Below are 15,706 nucleotides of genomic sequence, written 5' to 3' on the forward strand. Positions count from 1 at the left end.
AGGCGATGATCGACATGCAACCGCGCGCCGTGCCGGCAGGCCACGACAACGGCGCGCTGTACCTGCAGTTTCACCTGGGCGACCAGCGTTTTGCCCTGTCTGTACAGGACGTGATCAAGGTACTGCCCCGTCAGCCTCTCAAGCCAGTGTTGCAAGCGCCGCACTGGGTGGCGGGCATTCTTGCCTACCGGGGTCAGTTGGTGCCGGTGGTGGACTTGGCTGCCTTGTGCGTGGGGCGGCCGGCGCTGCAGCGTACCAGTACCCGCCTGGTGCTGGTGCGCTATCGCAGCGCACTGCAACTGGGCCTGATTCTGGAGCATGCCACCGGAACCCTGCGCTGCCGTGCTGATGAATTCAAACCCTATGGCGTAAACAATGACCCCGCACCTTTCCTGGGGCCGGTCCGCCAGGATGCCCTGGGGCTGGTGCAGCGCATCGAGGTCGACCAGGTGTTGCCCGAGGCCGTGCACCGAGTGCTGTACCCTGACCCACAGGGCGGGACCTGCGCATGAACGAACGGCATTTCTTTCATTTTCTGCGTGAGCGCATAGGTTTGGATGTCGAATCGGTAGGCGCGTCGATGGTCGAGCGTGCCCTGCGTCAGCGCAGCGCGGCACTGGGTGCCAGCGGTCTGGACGACTACTGGGTGCGCCTGCAGCAATCGCCGGCCGAGCAGCAGGCGCTGATCGAAGCGGTGATCGTGCCGGAGACGTGGTTTTTCCGCTACCGCGAGTCCTTCGCTGCGCTGACAGGCCTTGCGCACAAACGCCTGGCCAAATTGGCCGCCGCTCGCCCACTGCGCTTGCTCAGCCTCCCCTGTTCGACAGGGGAGGAGCCCTATTCACTGGCGATGGCGCTGCTCGATGCCGGCATTCCCCCGGCATCCTTCCTGATCGACGGTATGGACATCAGTCCTGCGTCCGTGGCCAAGGCCAGCCAGGGTCTCTACGGGCGCAATGCGTTTCGTGGCGATGACCTGGGTTTTCGCGAACGCTATTTCGATGTCGCTGACGAAGGCCATCGCGTGCATGACCGCGTGCGCCAGCAAGTGACCCTGCAGGTGGGCAATGTCCTCGATCCGGCATTGGCCAACCGGGAGGGCCTCTACGACTTCGTGTTCTGCCGCAACCTGCTCATCTATTTCGATGTGCCTACCCAGCAACGGGTGTTCGAAACCCTCAAGCGCCTGCTTCATCCTCAAGGCGTGCTGTTCATCGGGCCTGCCGAAGGCAGCCTGCTGGCTCGCCTTGGCATGCGCCCGGTGGGTATTGCCCAGTCGTTTGCCTATGTCCGCCAGGACGATGTGACCCAGCAACGCCCGGTGCCGGCCGTGCCGATTCAACGCGACCCCATCAAGCCGTTGACCGGCTACCGCTCGGCCAGCGCCCCGGTGCCGCGCTTGCGCGGGTCCCTTGGGCCTGTGCCTGACCGGCAGACCGTCGAAGCCCCCCGGACCGGCCCCCACGAATTGCTGGCAAGCATTGCCGAGCATGCCAATGCCGGCAATAGCCAGCAGGCGCGTGATGCCTGCCAGCGCTACCTGCGCCAGTACCCGCCGTCGGCCCAGGTGTACTACTGGTTGGGTCTGCTCAGCGACACCGAAGGTGATTTGCAACAAGCACAGGTTCACTACCGCAAGGCGCTGTACCTTGAGCCGCAGCACCCAGAAGCGCTCGTTCACCTGGCCGTGCTGTTGCAGGCCCAAGGTGATCAGGCCGGGGCCCTGCGTTTGCAGAGCCGTGCCATGCGTGCCGGTCGGGAGGCTGACCGATGAACGATGAGGCTGTGACCGACCTGCTCGCCGAAACCGATGTGCGCATCGACGACTGCTGGAATCGCATCGGTGTGCATGGCAACAAGCAGTGCCCGCTGCTTGAGCGTCATGTCCATTGCCGCAACTGCGAGGTGTACGCCGCCGCTGCCACGCGTCTGCTGGACCGCTATGCGCTGGTGCAGGACACCGATGCCCAGCCGGACTTGGAGCCAGTCGAGCAGGCCTGTACAGGGCGCTCGATGCTGTTGTTCCGCCTGGGGGAGGAGTGGCTGGCGTTGCCTACCGCATGCCTGGCCGAGATCGCGCCCTTGCAGGCCGTGCATTCGCTACCCCATCAGCGCTCGCGCGTGCTGTTGGGCGTTGCCAATGTACGCGGTGCCTTGGTGCCGTGCCTGTCGTTGCAGGAGCTGCTGGGTACGCCTGGCAGCGTGACTGAACAGCGCAGCAATCGTGGCTTGCCGCGCATGCTGATCCTGGCGGCCGAGGGTGGCCCGGTGGTCATGGCCGTCGAGGAAATCGACGGCATTCATCGGCTTGATCGGCCCATGGACCCTGCTCACGACGCCATGCGCTTCACGGCAGCGGTGCTGCAATGGCGCGGGCGCAGCGTGCGTGTGCTGGATGAACAACAGCTGTTGTCTGCCGTACAGCGGAGCCTGTCATGACACCTGAGCAAATGCGCGACGCCTCGTTGCTCGAACTGTTCAGCCTTGAAGCCGAGGCCCAGACGCAGGTGCTCAACGCCGGGCTGCTGGCCCTTGAGCGCAACCCCACGCAGGCCGACCAGCTAGAAGCCTGCATGCGCGCGGCCCATTCCCTCAAAGGGGCTGCACGCATCGTTGGGGTGGATGCCGGTGTCACCGTTGCGCACGTGATGGAGGACTGCCTGGTGGCAGCCCAGGAAGGTCGCCTGCGCCTGAGCGCGGAGCATATCGACGCGCTGCTGCAGGGCACCGACCTGTTGATGCGCATTGCCACACCTGGCGACACCGCCGCCCAGGACGATGTGCCCGGCTTCCTGGTGCTGATGGCCGCCGTATTGGAGCCCGGGGGGCCGAGCGCAGCACCTGCCGTTCCCGCACAGGCCGGTGCACCGATGGCGCCGCCGCCGGTGGCGAGCCAGGCACCGGCGGCGGCGCCTGTACCAGCGTCTGAGCCGCCAGACGATGCTGAGCCTGCGCCGCGTCGCAAGGCCGGCAAGCGCACAGTAGAGGGGGGCGAGCGGGTGCTGCGGGTGACCGCCGACAGGCTCAACAGCCTGCTCGACCTGTCCAGCAAGTCCTTGGTGGAAACCCAGCGTCTCAAGCCCTACCTGGCCACCTTGCAGCGTCTCAAGCGCATGCATGGCCAGGGCATGCAGGCGCTCGATGGGCTGCGCCTGCAACTCGAAGACAGCGGCCAGGGTGGCGAGGTGCTCGAGGCCTTGGCCCAGACCCAACGCTTGTTGGCCGAAACCCAGCAGATCCTGCGTCAGCAAGCGGCCGACCTGGACGAGTTCGGCTGGCAGGCCAGCCAGCGTGCACAACTGCTCTACGACACCGCCCTGGCCTGTCGCATGCGACCATTTGCCGATGTGCTGGCCGGGCAGAGCCGCATGGTGCGCGACTTGGGCCGCGCCCTGGGCAAACCGGTGCGCCTGATCATCGAAGGGGAGAAAACCCAGGTCGATCGTGACGTCCTGGAAAAACTCGAAGCGCCGCTGACCCACTTGCTGCGGAACGCGGTCGATCATGGCATCGAACTGCCAGACAGGCGGCTGTTGGCGGGCAAGCCCGAAGAAGGGCTGATCCGCCTGCGCGTCTCGCACCACGCCGGGATGCTGAGCCTTGAGCTGATGGACGACGGTGCCGGCGTGGACCTGGATCGCCTGCGTGCCAGCATCGTGGAACGTGCCCTGTCTCCGGCCGAAACCGTCGAGCGCATGAGTGACGATGAATTGCTCACCTTCCTCTTCCTGCCGGGTTTCAGTCTGCGGGATACGGTGACCGAAGTGTCCGGGCGGGGTGTGGGGCTTGACGCCGTGCAGCACATGATCCGCGAATTGCGCGGGGCAATCGAATTGACCCAGACGCCGGGGTTGGGGTGCCGCTTCCACCTGCAGGTACCGCAAACCTTGTCGGTCGTGCGCAGCCTCGTCGTGGAAGTCGGCGGGGAGGCCTATGCCTTCCCTCTGGCGCATATCGAACACACCCTGGCGGTGGACGCCAACGACATCGTGCAGATAGAAGGGCGGCAGCACTTCTGGCATGACGGCCAGCACATCGGCCTGGTAGCCGCCAGCCAGTTGCTGCACCGGCCGGCCGGGCAAACCGATCAGAACAGCCTGCGGGTCGTGGTCATCCGCGAGCGCGAGCGCTTGTATGGCGTGGCGGTCGAGCGGCTGATCGGCGAGCGGGTGCTGGTGGTGATGCCGCTCGATCCGCGTCTGGGCAAAGTGCAGGACATTTCTTCAGGGGCGCTGCTGGACGACGGCTCGGTGGTGCTGATTGTCGATGTGGAGGACATTTTGCGCTCGGTCGACAAACTGCTCAGCACCGGTACGCTCGAGCGCGTCGAGCGCGGCGGTGCCGGCGCCTCTGGCCTGGCGCGCAAACGCATCCTGGTGGTCGACGACTCGCTGACCGTGCGTGAGCTGCAGCGCAAGCTGCTGGGCAATCGCGGCTATGACGTCGCGGTGGCGGTCGATGGCATGGATGGCTGGAACGCTCTGCGCGGCGACGATTTCGACTTGCTGATCACCGACATCGACATGCCGCGCATGGACGGCATCGAGTTGGTCACCCTGGTGCGCCGTGACCAACGCTTGCAATCGCTGCCCGTCATGGTGGTTTCCTACAAGGACCGGGAGGAAGACCGACGGCGCGGCCTGGATGCCGGGGCCGACTACTATTTGGCTAAAGCCAGTTTCCACGACGATGCGTTGCTGGATGCTGTAGTCGAACTGATCGGAGGTGCTCACGGATGAAGATCGCCATCGTCAATGACATGCCCTTGGCAGTGGAGGCCTTGCGCCGGGCCGTCGCGCTGGAACCTGCCCATGAGGTGGTGTGGGTGGCCAGCAACGGCGCCGAAGCCGTGCAACGCTGTCAGGAGCAGCAACCGGACCTGATCCTGATGGACTTGATCATGCCGGTGATGGATGGCGTGGAAGCGACTCGCCGGATCATGGCCGACACCCCGTGCGCCATCGTCATCGTTACGGTCGATCGCAAGCAGAATGTGCACCGGGTATTCGAAGCTATGGGGCATGGTGCACTGGATGTGGTCGACACACCGGCGCTGGGTGCGGGCGACGCCCGCGAAGCCGCCGCGCCATTGCTGCGCAAGATTCTCAATATCAGCTGGCTGATTGGACAGCAGCGCCCGCCGACGCCCAGGCCGGTTGCCGCACCGCTGCGTGAAGCGAGCCAGCGACGAGGGTTGGTGGCCATCGGTTCCTCGGCAGGTGGTCCGGCGGCCCTGGAAATACTGCTCAAAAGAGTGCCAGCCGGGTTCCCGGCCGCGATCGTGCTGGTCCAGCATGTGGATCAGGTCTTTGCCGCTGGCATGGCCGAATGGCTCAGCAGTGCGGCCGGGCTGCCGGTGCGCCTGGCGCGCGAAGGCGAGCCACCGCAACCTGGGCAGGTGCTGCTGGCCGGAACCAACCACCATCTGCGCCTGCTACAGAACGGGCAACTGGCCTACACTGCCGAACCGGTCAATGAAATCTACCGCCCCTCCATCGACGTTTTCTTCGAAAGCGTGGCGCGCTACTGGTCAGGCGAGGCAGTGGGGGTATTGCTCACCGGCATGGGGCGTGACGGAGCACAGGGGCTCAAGATGATGCGCCAACGGGGTTTTCTGACCATTGCCCAGGACCAGGCCAGCAGTGCTGTCTATGGCATGCCCAAGGCTGCTGCGGCGATCGATGCCGCAGTGGAAATCCGCCCGCTTGAAGGCATAGCCGGGCGTCTGACGGAAATTTTTTCACAATGATGAAGCGTAACGAATCATGCCGCCCGGCCGGCAGTGTTCAGGTGAACAGCCATGAATGAGCTCCCCATCGAAGGGTTCACCGCCGCCGATGAAAATTCGGCGATGGTGCTGCTGGTCGACGATCAGGCCATGATCGGGGAAGCCGTGCGGCGGGGCCTGGCCCATGAGGACAACATCGATTTTCATTTTTGCGCCGACCCGCACCAGGCGGTGCAGCAGGCCATGCGCATCAAGCCCACGGTGATCCTGCAGGACCTGATCATGCCCGGGCTCGATGGCCTGACGCTGGTGCGTGAGTACCGCAGCAACCCGGCCACCCAGGACATCCCGATCATCGTGCTGTCGACCAAGGAAGACCCGCTGGTCAAGCGCGCCGCGTTCGCGGCCGGGGCCAACGATTACCTGGTCAAACTGCCCGACACCATCGAGCTGGTGGCGCGCATTCGCTATCACTCGCGTTCCTACCTGACCTTATTGCAGCGCGACGAAGCTTACCGCGCCCTGCGGGTCAGCCAGCAGCAGTTGCTCGATTCGAACCTGATGCTGCAACGGCTGATGAACTCCGATGGCTTGACGGGCCTGTCCAATCGACGCCATTTCGATGAGTACCTGGAGCTTGAGTGGCGACGGGCGATGCGCGAGCAGCAACAGTTGTCGCTGTTGATGATCGACGTCGATTATTTCAAGGCCTACAACGACACCTTTGGCCACCTGGCCGGAGACGAAGCGCTGCGGCGCGTGGCAGAAGCCATCCGTGGCTCGTGCTCGCGGCCTAGCGACCTTCCGGCCCGCTACGGCGGCGAGGAGTTCGCCCTGGTGTTGCCCAACACCTCCCCAGGTGGCGCCAGGCTGGTTGCCGAGAAACTGCGCCAGAGCGTGCTGGGCCTGGCGATCGAGCACACGGCACCGGCTGCCGGAGCGTACCTGACCGTCAGCGTGGGCCTGGCCACGCAGGTTCCCGCTATCGGCAGCCTCTGTCGGCAATTGATCTCGGCGGCGGACAAAGGGCTGTACCAGGCCAAGAACGGTGGCCGCAACCAGGTGGGTGTCGCCTAGCGCGCTGGGCGAGGGGTGCTCCTTTCGAGCGGCTGCACCCGGCGGCTGGTTGTCGATGCCTGCCAGGCGGGTCTGCCGCCACGCGGCCGACTCGGTTATACTCGCAGGCTTTTCACCGAATTCGCACGAGTAGCCTGCCCATGGAAATCCAACCGATCCTGAACACCATCAAGGACCTCTCCGACCGCTCCCAGTCCATTCGGGGGTATCTTTGACTACGATCTCAAGCATGACCGCCTGATCGAAGTCAATCGCGAGCTGGAAGACCCCAACGTCTGGAACAAGCCCGAGTACGCCCAGGCCCTGGGCCGTGAGCGGTCCATGCTGGCGCAGGTCGTCGAGACGCTGGACAAGCTGTCCAACGGCCTGGCCGATTGCAAGGACCTGCTGGACATGGCCGTCGAAGAGGGCGACGAGGGCGCTGTCGGCGACGTCGTGACCGAACTGCATGGCCTTGAAGAAAACCTGGCCCAGCTCGAGTTCCGTCGCATGTTCAGCGGCGAGATGGACATGAACAACGCCTACCTCGACATCCAGGCCGGCTCCGGCGGGACCGAGGCGCAGGACTGGGCCAACATTCTGTTGCGCATGTACCTGCGCTGGGCCGACAAGCGTGGTTTCGACGCCACCATCATCGAACTCTCCGAGGGCGAAGTGGCTGGCATCAAGGGCGCCACCGTGCACATCAAGGGCGAATATGCCTTCGGCTGGCTGCGCACCGAGATCGGCGTGCACCGCCTGGTGCGCAAGAGCCCGTTCGACTCCGGCGCCCGCCGCCACACCTCGTTCTCGGCCGTGTTCGTCTCGCCCGAAATCGACGACAAGGTCGAAATCGAGATCAACCCGTCGGACCTGCGCATCGACACCTACCGCTCCTCGGGCGCCGGCGGCCAGCACGTGAACACCACCGACTCGGCAGTGCGTATCACCCACGTGCCGACCAACACCGTGGTGGCGTGCCAGAACGAACGCTCCCAGCATGCCAACAAGGACACCGCCATGAAAATGCTGCGGGCCAAGTTGTACGAGCTGGAGATGCAGAAACGCAATGCGGCCTCGCAGGCGCTGGAAGACAGCAAGTCGGACATTGGCTGGGGCCACCAGATCCGCTCGTACGTGCTGGACGACTCGCGCATCAAGGACCTGCGTACCGGCGTGGAACGCAGCGACTGCCAGAAAGTGCTGGACGGTGACCTTGACCAGTACCTGGAAGCGAGCCTCAAACAGGGGCTGTAAGCCACACCCTATCGCCGCGCCACCGGCCTCGTGCCGGTAGCGCGCGCCCTGCCCGCCAAGGGCAACGAATACCTGATGGAAACAAAGACGACATGAGCGACCTGAAGACCGAATCGCAAGACCTGCAACAGGAAGAAAACGCCCTGATCGCCCTGCGCAAGGAAAAGCTTGCAGCAGAACGCGCCAAGGGCGATGCCTTCCCCAACGACTTCCGTCGCGACAGCTACTGCAACGACCTGCAGAAACAGTACGCGGACAAGACCAAGGAAGAGCTGGAAGCAGCCGCGATCCCGGTCAAGGTGGCGGGCCGCATCATGCTCAACCGTGGCTCGTTCATGGTCATCCAGGACATGACCGGCCGCATCCAGGTCTACGTCAACCGCAAGACCCTGCCCGAAGAAACCCTGGCTGCGGTCAAGACCTGGGACCTGGGCGACATCATCAGCGCCGAGGGCACCCTGGCTCGCTCGGGCAAGGGTGACCTGTACGTCGAAATGACCCAGGTGCGCCTGCTGACCAAGTCGCTGCGTCCGCTGCCCGACAAACACCACGGCCTGACCGACACCGAGCAGCGCTACCGCCAGCGCTACGTCGACCTGATGGTCAACGAAGAGACACGCCACACCTTCCGCGTGCGCTCCCAGGTCATCTCGCACATTCGCAAGTTCCTCATCGAGCGCGACTTCCTCGAAGTCGAGACGCCGATGCTGCAGACCATCCCGGGCGGTGCAGCGGCCAAGCCGTTCGAAACCCACCACAATGCGCTGGACATGGCCATGTTCCTGCGTATCGCGCCTGAGCTGTACCTCAAGCGTCTGGTCGTCGGTGGTTTCGAGAAGGTCTTCGAAATCAACCGCAACTTCCGCAACGAAGGGGTTTCGACGCGCCACAACCCCGAGTTCACCATGCTCGAGTTCTACCAGGCCTACGCCGACTACCGCGACAACATGGACCTCACCGAGGAACTGTTCCGCGAGCTGGCGCAGCTGGTGCTGGGATCTACCGATGTGCCGTACGGTGACAAGGTCTTCCACTTCGGCGAGCCCTTCGTGCGCCTGTCGGTGTTCGACTCGATCCTCAAATACAACCCGGAGCTCACCGCTGCCGATCTGCAGGATGTCGACCGCGCCCGCGACATCGCTCGCAAGGCCGGTGCGAAGGTGCTGGGCCATGAAGGCCTGGGCAAGCTGCAGGTGATGATTTTCGAAGAGCTGGTCGAGCACAAGCTGGAGCAGCCGCACTTCATCACCGAGTACCCGTTCGAGGTCTCGCCGCTGGCCCGTCGCAACGACGAGAACCCTGCGGTGACCGACCGTTTCGAACTGTTCATCGGCGGGCGCGAAATCGCCAACGCCTACTCCGAGCTCAACGATGCCGAAGACCAGGCCGAGCGCTTCCTGGCCCAGGTGGCCGAGAAGGATGCCGGTGACGACGAGGCCATGCATTACGACGCCGACTTCGTGCGCGCGCTGGAATACGGCATGCCGCCAACGGCGGGCGAGGGCATCGGCATCGACCGCCTGGTGATGCTGCTGACCAACTCGCCATCGATCCGCGATGTGATCCTGTTCCCGCACATGCGTCCGCAGGGCTGAGTGAAGTCGAAAAAGCCGCCTTTTCAGGCGGCTTTTTCTTGCCTGAAGCATTATGTTGTCATTACCGGCCCGCTCGCGATCCAAGCGCCTGCGAAGCAATCTGCGATTCCAACGCCTGGGGGCAGATCGGACGCGAACGGGCATGCTCCGACCAGACACCGTACATGAGGTACTCCATGACAACCGCCATGGCTCAACAAGGGGCTGCAGGCATCGCCACTGCCGTTGCCGAAAGCGTGCGCTACCAGGGCCGCAAGACGGCCCGGCAAGGCAGTGAGCAGCGTCGCCAACTGATTCTGGACGCCGCCATGCGCATCGTGGTGCGCGATGGCGTGCGGGGCGTGCGACACCGTGCCGTCGCCGCAGAGGCAGGGGTGCCGCTGTCGGCCACCACCTACTACTTCAAGGACATCGAGGACCTGCTCACCGACACGTTCGCCCAGTACGTCGAACGCAGCGCCGCCTACATGGCCAAGCTCTGGCTCAACACCGAAGCAGTGTTGCGCCAACTGCTGGCCCAAGGTGACGGCAGTCCCCAGGCACGGGCAAAACTGGCCGATGAAGTGGCGCGCATGACGGCCGATTACGTGCAGCGCCAACTGCTCACCCGCCGCGATTTCATGATGGCCGAGCAGGCGTTTCGCCAGGAAGCGCTGCTGTGCCCACGCCTGGCCGAGCTGGTCTGTGCTCACGAGCAGATTCTGCTGCACGGTACGCGCCAACTGCTGCAGGTCGTTGGCTCGCGACAGCCCGAACAGGATGCACAGATGTTGACGGCGATTATCGAGCAGATGGAATATCAGGGCCTGCTCAAGCACGCCGAGGCGCAGGCCGATGGGCCGATGCTGGCGATGCTTACCCGATACTTGCAGTTGGTGCTGGCGTCGGCTTGAGCCCGACCTTTTCGAGGAAGAAACCTGATGAAAGCCTGGCGTGTGGTGCTGTTGACGCTGTCATTCCTGATGCTGGGCGGTTGTCTGGTGACCTTTTCCGAACCGCTACCCGGTAAGTCCTCGGCCCCCAAGGGGCTGGTGGGCAGCTGGACCACCAAGGACGCCTGGGGCGAGCCGCTGAAGCTGGTCATCACGCGTGCCGACGCAGGTGCCTACAAAGCGGTGGCCACACCCAAGGGCAAATCTGCCCAAACCTATGTATTCAATGTGGCCCAGCAGGGTAACCGCTGGTACCTGTCGGCGCGAGTGCCTGGCGACCTGGGCGGCAACTACGTGATCGGTGGTTTCGATATCGTCGATGGCAAGGAGCTGGTGGTCTATAACCTCGATCTGCAGCAAGTGCAGCAGGCCGTGAACAGCAAGGAATTGAGCGGGCACAGCACCGAGGTGGCGCAGGACAACGGCGAGGGTCTGCTGGTCGACAGCCCACCAGCGCGTGTCCTGGCCTACCTCAACGACCCAGCGAATTCGGACCTGTTCGTGGAGGCAGTGCGCTTCAAACGCGCTGGCCAGTGACAGGGCAAGTCTCTGGTGATTCGCGGATGCGCCAAGGGCGCACTCTCGCCTCGGCTGCTCGACACTTGAGTCGGCCGACACGAGCGGGACATGGCTTGGCCTGATGGCCGATAAGGATTTCTTTGTGGACGAGTACCAGCAAACCATTCGCGCACTGTCCGACCGCATCGTGGCTGCGCAAACGCCGATTCGCGTGCTCGATGCAGTCAAGTGGGACGATGGCATCCGTCGCGGCTTCTTCGAGGCCAAGGGCAAGGTCCCGCCTGCCGTGGACCGTGCCTATTATCAGGCGCGCTCACTGGGGTTCGACTCCAGCGCTGTAAAGGCGGAGTTCCAGGCTATCGAGCGTGACATCATTCGCCAGCTTGGCCAGTTCAGCCCCGTGGGGCAGATCATGAAACGCATGTGCCGCGAGTACCGCATGGTCGTGCGCATGCTCGAGGCCAGGGGTACGCAAGATTTCGGTCTGATTTCCCAGGAGCTGTACGGCGCTGCCTCCGATGTTTTCCATGCCGGTGACCCGACCCTGGCCGACCTTGGCCTGATGCTGTCGGACTACCTGAACAACATCGATGGACGCGGTGACCTCAAGGACGAGCCGAAGGACCTGACGGCCAAGCAGGCGGTGGAAATCCTCCAGTGCCGGTTGAACAAGGTGTTCGGTGAAGCCGAGGGGACCATTCGCGTGTTCGAGTCCGACGGTATCGTGGCCGATGCCGCCGCCGGTGCCGACTACATCAAGGTGCGTGCCGATGCCATGTTCAACGCGCGCGATGTACGGGCCCTGGAAGTGCACGAGGGGTTGGTGCACGTGGGCACTACCCTCAATGGCCTGAACCAGCCTATCTGCACGTTCCTGGCCAAGGGCCCGCCGTCCTCGACGGTGACCCAGGAAGGCCTGGCCATCCTGATGGAAGTCATCGCTTTCGCCTCCTACCCCAGCCGCCTGCGCAAACTGACCAACCGCACCCGCGCCATACACATGGTCGAGGACGGTGCGGACTTCATGCAGGTGTACCGGTTCTTCCAGGAGCAGGGCTTCGACATGGGGCAAAGCTACAGCAATGCCAGCCGGGTATTCCGTGGGTCGGTGCCCAATGGCTTGCCATTCACCAAGGACTTGTCCTACCTCAAGGGCTTCATCATGGTTTACAACTACATTCAGTTGGCTGTGAAGAAGGGCAAGCTGGAGCAGATACCGCTGCTGTTCTGTGGCAAGACCACCCTCGAAGACATGCGCACCCTGCGCCAGCTTGTCGAGGAGGGCCTGGTGGAGCCGCCCAAGTACCTGCCTGAGCAATTCCGCGACTTGAACGCCTTGTCGGCCTGGATGTGCTTTTCCAACTTCCTCAACCACTTGAGCCTGGACCGTATTGAAACCGACTACGCGAATATCCTTTGACGGGCTCCGCCTGCTGACGGCGGGCATGGTGCTGGTGCTGCTGGGCGGGTGCAGCGGCTTGCTGTTCTACCCTGAGCGGGGCCAAGCGTTCACGCCAGAGCGCGCCAGGCTCGCCTACAGCGATGTCACCCTGGTCGCCGCCGACGGTGTACGCCTGCATGCCTGGTGGCTGCCGGCCAAGCCAGGTGTGGCGGTCAAGGGCACGGTACTGCACCTGCACGGTAATGGGGGCAATCTGCCCGGTCACCTGGGCGGCAGCTACTGGTTGCCGGAGCAGGGTTACCAAGTGCTGATGATCGACTACCGAGGCTACGGCCTGTCCGATGGCAAGCCGCGGCTACCTGAGGTCTATCAGGATATCGCCGCCGCCATGGCCTGGCTCGACCAGTCTCCGCAGGTCAAGGGCAAACCCCTGGTCTTGCTGGGGCAGAGCCTGGGCGGTGCCATGGCCATCCACTACCTGGCGGCCCATCCCGAGCAGCGCGAACGCTTCAGCGCTCTGGTGTTCGACGGCGTTCCGGCCAGCTACCGGGCGGTGGGCCGATACGCCTTGAGCACCTCGTGGATGACCTGGCCGCTTCAGGTGCCGTTGTCCTGGCTGGTGCCCGATGCCGATAGCGCCATCGAGTCCGTCGGGCAGCTGACCAGCCCGCCCAAGCTCTTTTTCCACAGCATCGATGATGACCTGGTGCCCATGAACAACGTCATCCGCCTGTATCAGCAGGCACCCCCTCCACGGGTGCTGCAGTTGACCCGAGGTGGACACGTGCAGACGTTCGCCGACCCTACCTGGCGTGAAGTGATGCTGCGTTTTCTGGATGACCCCAGCCACTTCACCGGCCTGCGGCGGCTCGCCGAAGTGCCCAATGCCTATGACGAGAAGAACCCGCAATGAGCGAAGAACGCAACGCCATACCGCTGATCCTGACAGGAGTCGGCAGCATTATCGTGACGGTAGGGGCCCTGTGGTACTACGGCTACCTGCACTTCGCCAAGCCTGAGGATGCCTTGTTGCTGCAGGATTTCACCATGCTCAAGACGGTACCGGGCGAAGACTACAAGGTGTCACTGGAGCCCGCAGCGCAGGTAGCCCAGTGCGCCGATGGCGTGCTGGTACTGTTCGACACCCAGCAAAAAGGCCTCAGTGGCGTGCTCGTCGACAGCCGCAAGCGCGCCGTACGCTGCGTGGGCGCCGATACGCCGCAGCAGGTGCGATAGGGCCTACGTGGCTAACCGGTAGCACCAAAAAAGAACCCCGCGCTGGAGGGACGCTCCAGCGCGGGGTTCTTGTTCCTGCCGTGCAGCGTTACTTCATCGAAGAACGCGGTGCAACTGGCTGGTTGTCATTGGAAATGGTCACTTCCACACGACGGTTCTGGGCGCGGCCCGAGTTGCTGGAGTTATCCGCTACCGGATATTCCTTGCCATAGCCCTGGGCAACGATGCGCGCTGGGTCTACGCCTGCGCGGACCAGTGCCATGCGTACGCTGCCGGCGCGACGCTCGGACAGGGACTGGTTGTAGCTGGCCGAGCCGACGCTGTCGGTGTAACCCTCGACGATCACTTTGCGCTCAGGGTTTTCCTGAAGGAACTGAGCCAGCTTGGTGATGTTCGGGTAGGCATTGCTCTTGAGCTCAGCCTTGTTGAAGTCGAACAGCACGTCGCCGAAGGTTACCAGGGTGCCGCGCTCGGTCTGCTTGGCGTTCAGGCTTTGCTGCAGCTTGGCGATCTGGGCGTCACGGGCGTCCAGCTTGGCCTGTGCGCGCAGCGCGGCGGCGTTTTTCAGGTCGCCTTCAGCAGTGCGCAGGGCGATGGTCTGCTTGGCCACTTCAACACGCTGGTTGGTCAGGTAGGCCAGTTGGTCGACCTTCTGCTCGTCTTCGCGGTCCATGTAGGCTTTGTCAGCCTTGTTCAGCCAGTCCTGGGCATCCTTGGTTTCAAGGGCAGCCACTTTGCTGGCCTGCGGATCGCTCTGCAGGGAAGAGAAGTTGGTGCGAGCCGCTTCCAGGTTGGCGTTCGGGTCGTGCGAGCAGGCAGCGAGACCGACGCTCAGGGCCAGGAGGGCGGGAATCATGACGTGTTTGCGCATAGTGTTCATCCTTTGATCGAGTGCGAAGGCTAAGGGAGACAGGGCAGGGCTCATTGAGCGCTGCGCAGGCCTTCCTCACGTACGTCCTGGGCGCCTTGACGGGCGTCCTGTACGGCCTTCTGGGCCTTGGCCGCCTGGGCCTTACGTTCGGCGAGACGCGCGTCCCATTCGGCCTGTTCGGCCAGACGCTTGGCTTCGTCGTACTTCTTGTCATGCATGGCGATTTCGGCCTGCTTGAACTTGTCCTGAGCTGCTTTCATTTCGACAGCAGCGTACTCGGTGCCGCCTGCGCTGACGGCAGAGTTCACGGCGGACTGGGTCACAGCATACTGTTCGGTTGGCGGGTTGCCTGCACAGCCAGCCAGGACCAGGCTACTGCCCAGGGCCAGCGCGGCCAGCTTGAACCCGCGCACGTAAGTGGATGAAGGTTTGACAGTGCGGGTTTTCATGGTGGTCAGCTCCATTGGATCACTCCTGATAATGACGATGTCCGTAGCAGTCCATCGCTCATTCCCCGGACCGTTTTCATGCGCTTCAGCTGAATGGCGCACAAGTACCGGTGTGCAGGGTTTTAGCGTGATGGCTATTGGCTCCGACTGGAAGAATTTTCGAATAGTTCAGTAAAAAGTCCAGATTACGAGTAACTCTTTCTGACTAATCGGTCAGCTGAAATTCAGCGGAACTTTTGCCTGCCCAAGCGGTTTTCGCTACGGCCAGCAACCGAAGTCTTGGTCGGGCGACGGTCATTTCTCATCTCCCCCCGCCCCGTTCAGCGCATGCAAATGCTGACGCGAAAGTGCGAGGAAGCGGGGCGTGGGCCCTACGTCTTCGTACAAGGGATCACCCTCTTCATCGGTGGCGATGACCTGGCGTCCCTGGACATAGGGGAAGCTTGCCTCCAGCTCCTCCAGCGCCGCACCGACCAGTTCGCCAAGTAGCGCTTCGGCGGTTCGCTTGGGGTACATGTCGATGAGCGCTGCCAGGCGCGCTTCGGACTCCAGATCAAGGTGCAACACATGTTCGGTACGGCTGAGGGTGCCGGCCGCGTTCTGTTCCCAGTGCTGGGCGAGTTCACGAATTTTCATGATGACCTCTGTTAGCGCCTGCTAG

The 15,706-nt window shown here is 63.3% G+C and carries 16 protein-coding genes; 13 read left to right on the forward strand and 3 right to left on the reverse strand.

What is annotated here, in order from left to right; all coding sequences use genetic code 11:
- The first annotated feature begins 5 nt into the window (after window positions 1-5).
- The 13 genes from CRP40_RS00485 to CRP40_RS00545 all read left to right on the forward strand — a co-directional run bounded on the left by CRP40_RS00485 (window position 6) and on the right by CRP40_RS00545 (window position 13,725).
- A complete protein-coding gene (locus tag CRP40_RS00485) occupies window positions 6-512 on the forward strand; it encodes a chemotaxis protein CheW (RefSeq protein WP_027913832.1) in 507 nt (168 codons plus the stop codon).
- On the forward strand, window positions 509-1,774 hold the full coding sequence (locus CRP40_RS00490; protein WP_027913833.1) for a CheR family methyltransferase: 1,266 nt from the start codon (window positions 509-511) through the stop codon (window positions 1,772-1,774). Before CRP40_RS00485 ends, CRP40_RS00490 begins: the two co-directional genes overlap by 4 nt.
- A complete protein-coding gene (locus tag CRP40_RS00495) occupies window positions 1,771-2,439 on the forward strand; it encodes a chemotaxis protein CheW (protein WP_027913834.1) in 669 nt (222 codons plus the stop codon). The genes CRP40_RS00490 and CRP40_RS00495 overlap by 4 nt, the downstream gene beginning before the upstream one ends.
- Window positions 2,436-4,739, forward strand: a complete 2,304-nt coding sequence (locus CRP40_RS00500; protein WP_027913835.1) for a hybrid sensor histidine kinase/response regulator — start codon at window positions 2,436-2,438, stop codon at window positions 4,737-4,739. The genes CRP40_RS00495 and CRP40_RS00500 overlap by 4 nt, the downstream gene beginning before the upstream one ends.
- Window positions 4,736-5,749, forward strand: a complete 1,014-nt coding sequence (locus tag CRP40_RS00505) for a chemotaxis response regulator protein-glutamate methylesterase (RefSeq protein ID WP_027913836.1) — start codon at window positions 4,736-4,738, stop codon at window positions 5,747-5,749. The genes CRP40_RS00500 and CRP40_RS00505 overlap by 4 nt, the downstream gene beginning before the upstream one ends.
- Before the next feature lie 51 nt (window positions 5,750-5,800).
- Window positions 5,801-6,805: a PleD family two-component system response regulator gene (locus CRP40_RS00510; protein WP_027913837.1), complete on the forward strand. Its 1,005-nt coding sequence runs from the start codon at window positions 5,801-5,803 to the stop codon at window positions 6,803-6,805.
- Between the two features lie 140 nt (window positions 6,806-6,945).
- A protein-coding gene (prfB, locus tag CRP40_RS00515; RefSeq protein ID WP_097223500.1) for a peptide chain release factor 2 occupies window positions 6,946-8,041 on the forward strand; the annotation gives its coding sequence in 2 pieces (ribosomal slippage) (window positions 6,946-7,017 and window positions 7,019-8,041; 1,095 coding nt in all).
- Between the two features lie 92 nt (window positions 8,042-8,133).
- Window positions 8,134-9,636, forward strand: a complete 1,503-nt coding sequence (gene lysS, locus CRP40_RS00520) for a lysine--tRNA ligase (protein WP_027913839.1) — start codon at window positions 8,134-8,136, stop codon at window positions 9,634-9,636.
- Window positions 9,637-9,824: 188 nt separating this feature from the next.
- Window positions 9,825-10,529 carry a TetR family transcriptional regulator gene (locus CRP40_RS00525; RefSeq protein WP_027913840.1) on the forward strand — a complete coding sequence of 235 codons (705 nt, stop codon included), beginning with the start codon at window positions 9,825-9,827 and terminating at the stop codon, window positions 10,527-10,529.
- Window positions 10,530-10,556: 27 nt separating this feature from the next.
- The gene (locus CRP40_RS00530) at window positions 10,557-11,105 is read left to right on the forward strand and encodes a hypothetical protein (RefSeq protein ID WP_027913841.1); all 549 of its coding nucleotides are present in this window, start codon (window positions 10,557-10,559) and stop codon (window positions 11,103-11,105) included.
- Window positions 11,106-11,208: 103 nt separating this feature from the next.
- Window positions 11,209-12,507, forward strand: a complete 1,299-nt coding sequence (locus CRP40_RS00535) for a flavohemoglobin expression-modulating QEGLA motif protein (protein ID WP_173645886.1) — start codon at window positions 11,209-11,211, stop codon at window positions 12,505-12,507.
- Complete coding sequence (locus tag CRP40_RS00540; RefSeq protein WP_027913843.1) at window positions 12,479-13,402, forward strand: alpha/beta hydrolase; 924 nt, start codon at window positions 12,479-12,481, stop codon at window positions 13,400-13,402. The genes CRP40_RS00535 and CRP40_RS00540 overlap by 29 nt, the downstream gene beginning before the upstream one ends.
- The gene (locus CRP40_RS00545; RefSeq protein ID WP_023534135.1) at window positions 13,399-13,725 is read left to right on the forward strand and encodes a hypothetical protein; all 327 of its coding nucleotides are present in this window, start codon (window positions 13,399-13,401) and stop codon (window positions 13,723-13,725) included. The genes CRP40_RS00540 and CRP40_RS00545 overlap by 4 nt, the downstream gene beginning before the upstream one ends.
- 88 nt (window positions 13,726-13,813) lie before the next feature.
- On the opposite strand, the gene CRP40_RS00550 is transcribed toward CRP40_RS00545, so the two are convergent.
- The 3 genes from CRP40_RS00550 to CRP40_RS00560 all read right to left on the reverse strand — a co-directional run bounded on the left by CRP40_RS00550 (window position 13,814) and on the right by CRP40_RS00560 (window position 15,681).
- The gene (locus tag CRP40_RS00550; RefSeq protein ID WP_027913844.1) at window positions 13,814-14,596 is read right to left on the reverse strand and encodes an OmpA family protein; all 783 of its coding nucleotides are present in this window, start codon (window positions 14,594-14,596) and stop codon (window positions 13,814-13,816) included.
- Between the two features lie 50 nt (window positions 14,597-14,646).
- Complete coding sequence (locus CRP40_RS00555; RefSeq protein WP_023534068.1) at window positions 14,647-15,060, reverse strand: DUF4398 domain-containing protein; 414 nt, start codon at window positions 15,058-15,060, stop codon at window positions 14,647-14,649.
- Window positions 15,061-15,339: 279 nt separating this feature from the next.
- Window positions 15,340-15,681 carry a hypothetical protein gene (locus CRP40_RS00560; RefSeq protein WP_027913845.1) on the reverse strand — a complete coding sequence of 114 codons (342 nt, stop codon included), beginning with the start codon at window positions 15,679-15,681 and terminating at the stop codon, window positions 15,340-15,342.
- Window positions 15,682-15,706 lie beyond the last annotated feature (25 nt).

It is taken from the genome of Pseudomonas sp. URMO17WK12:I9 (assembly GCF_900230165.1).
GTDB lineage: Bacteria > Pseudomonadota > Gammaproteobacteria > Pseudomonadales > Pseudomonadaceae > Aquipseudomonas > Aquipseudomonas fulva.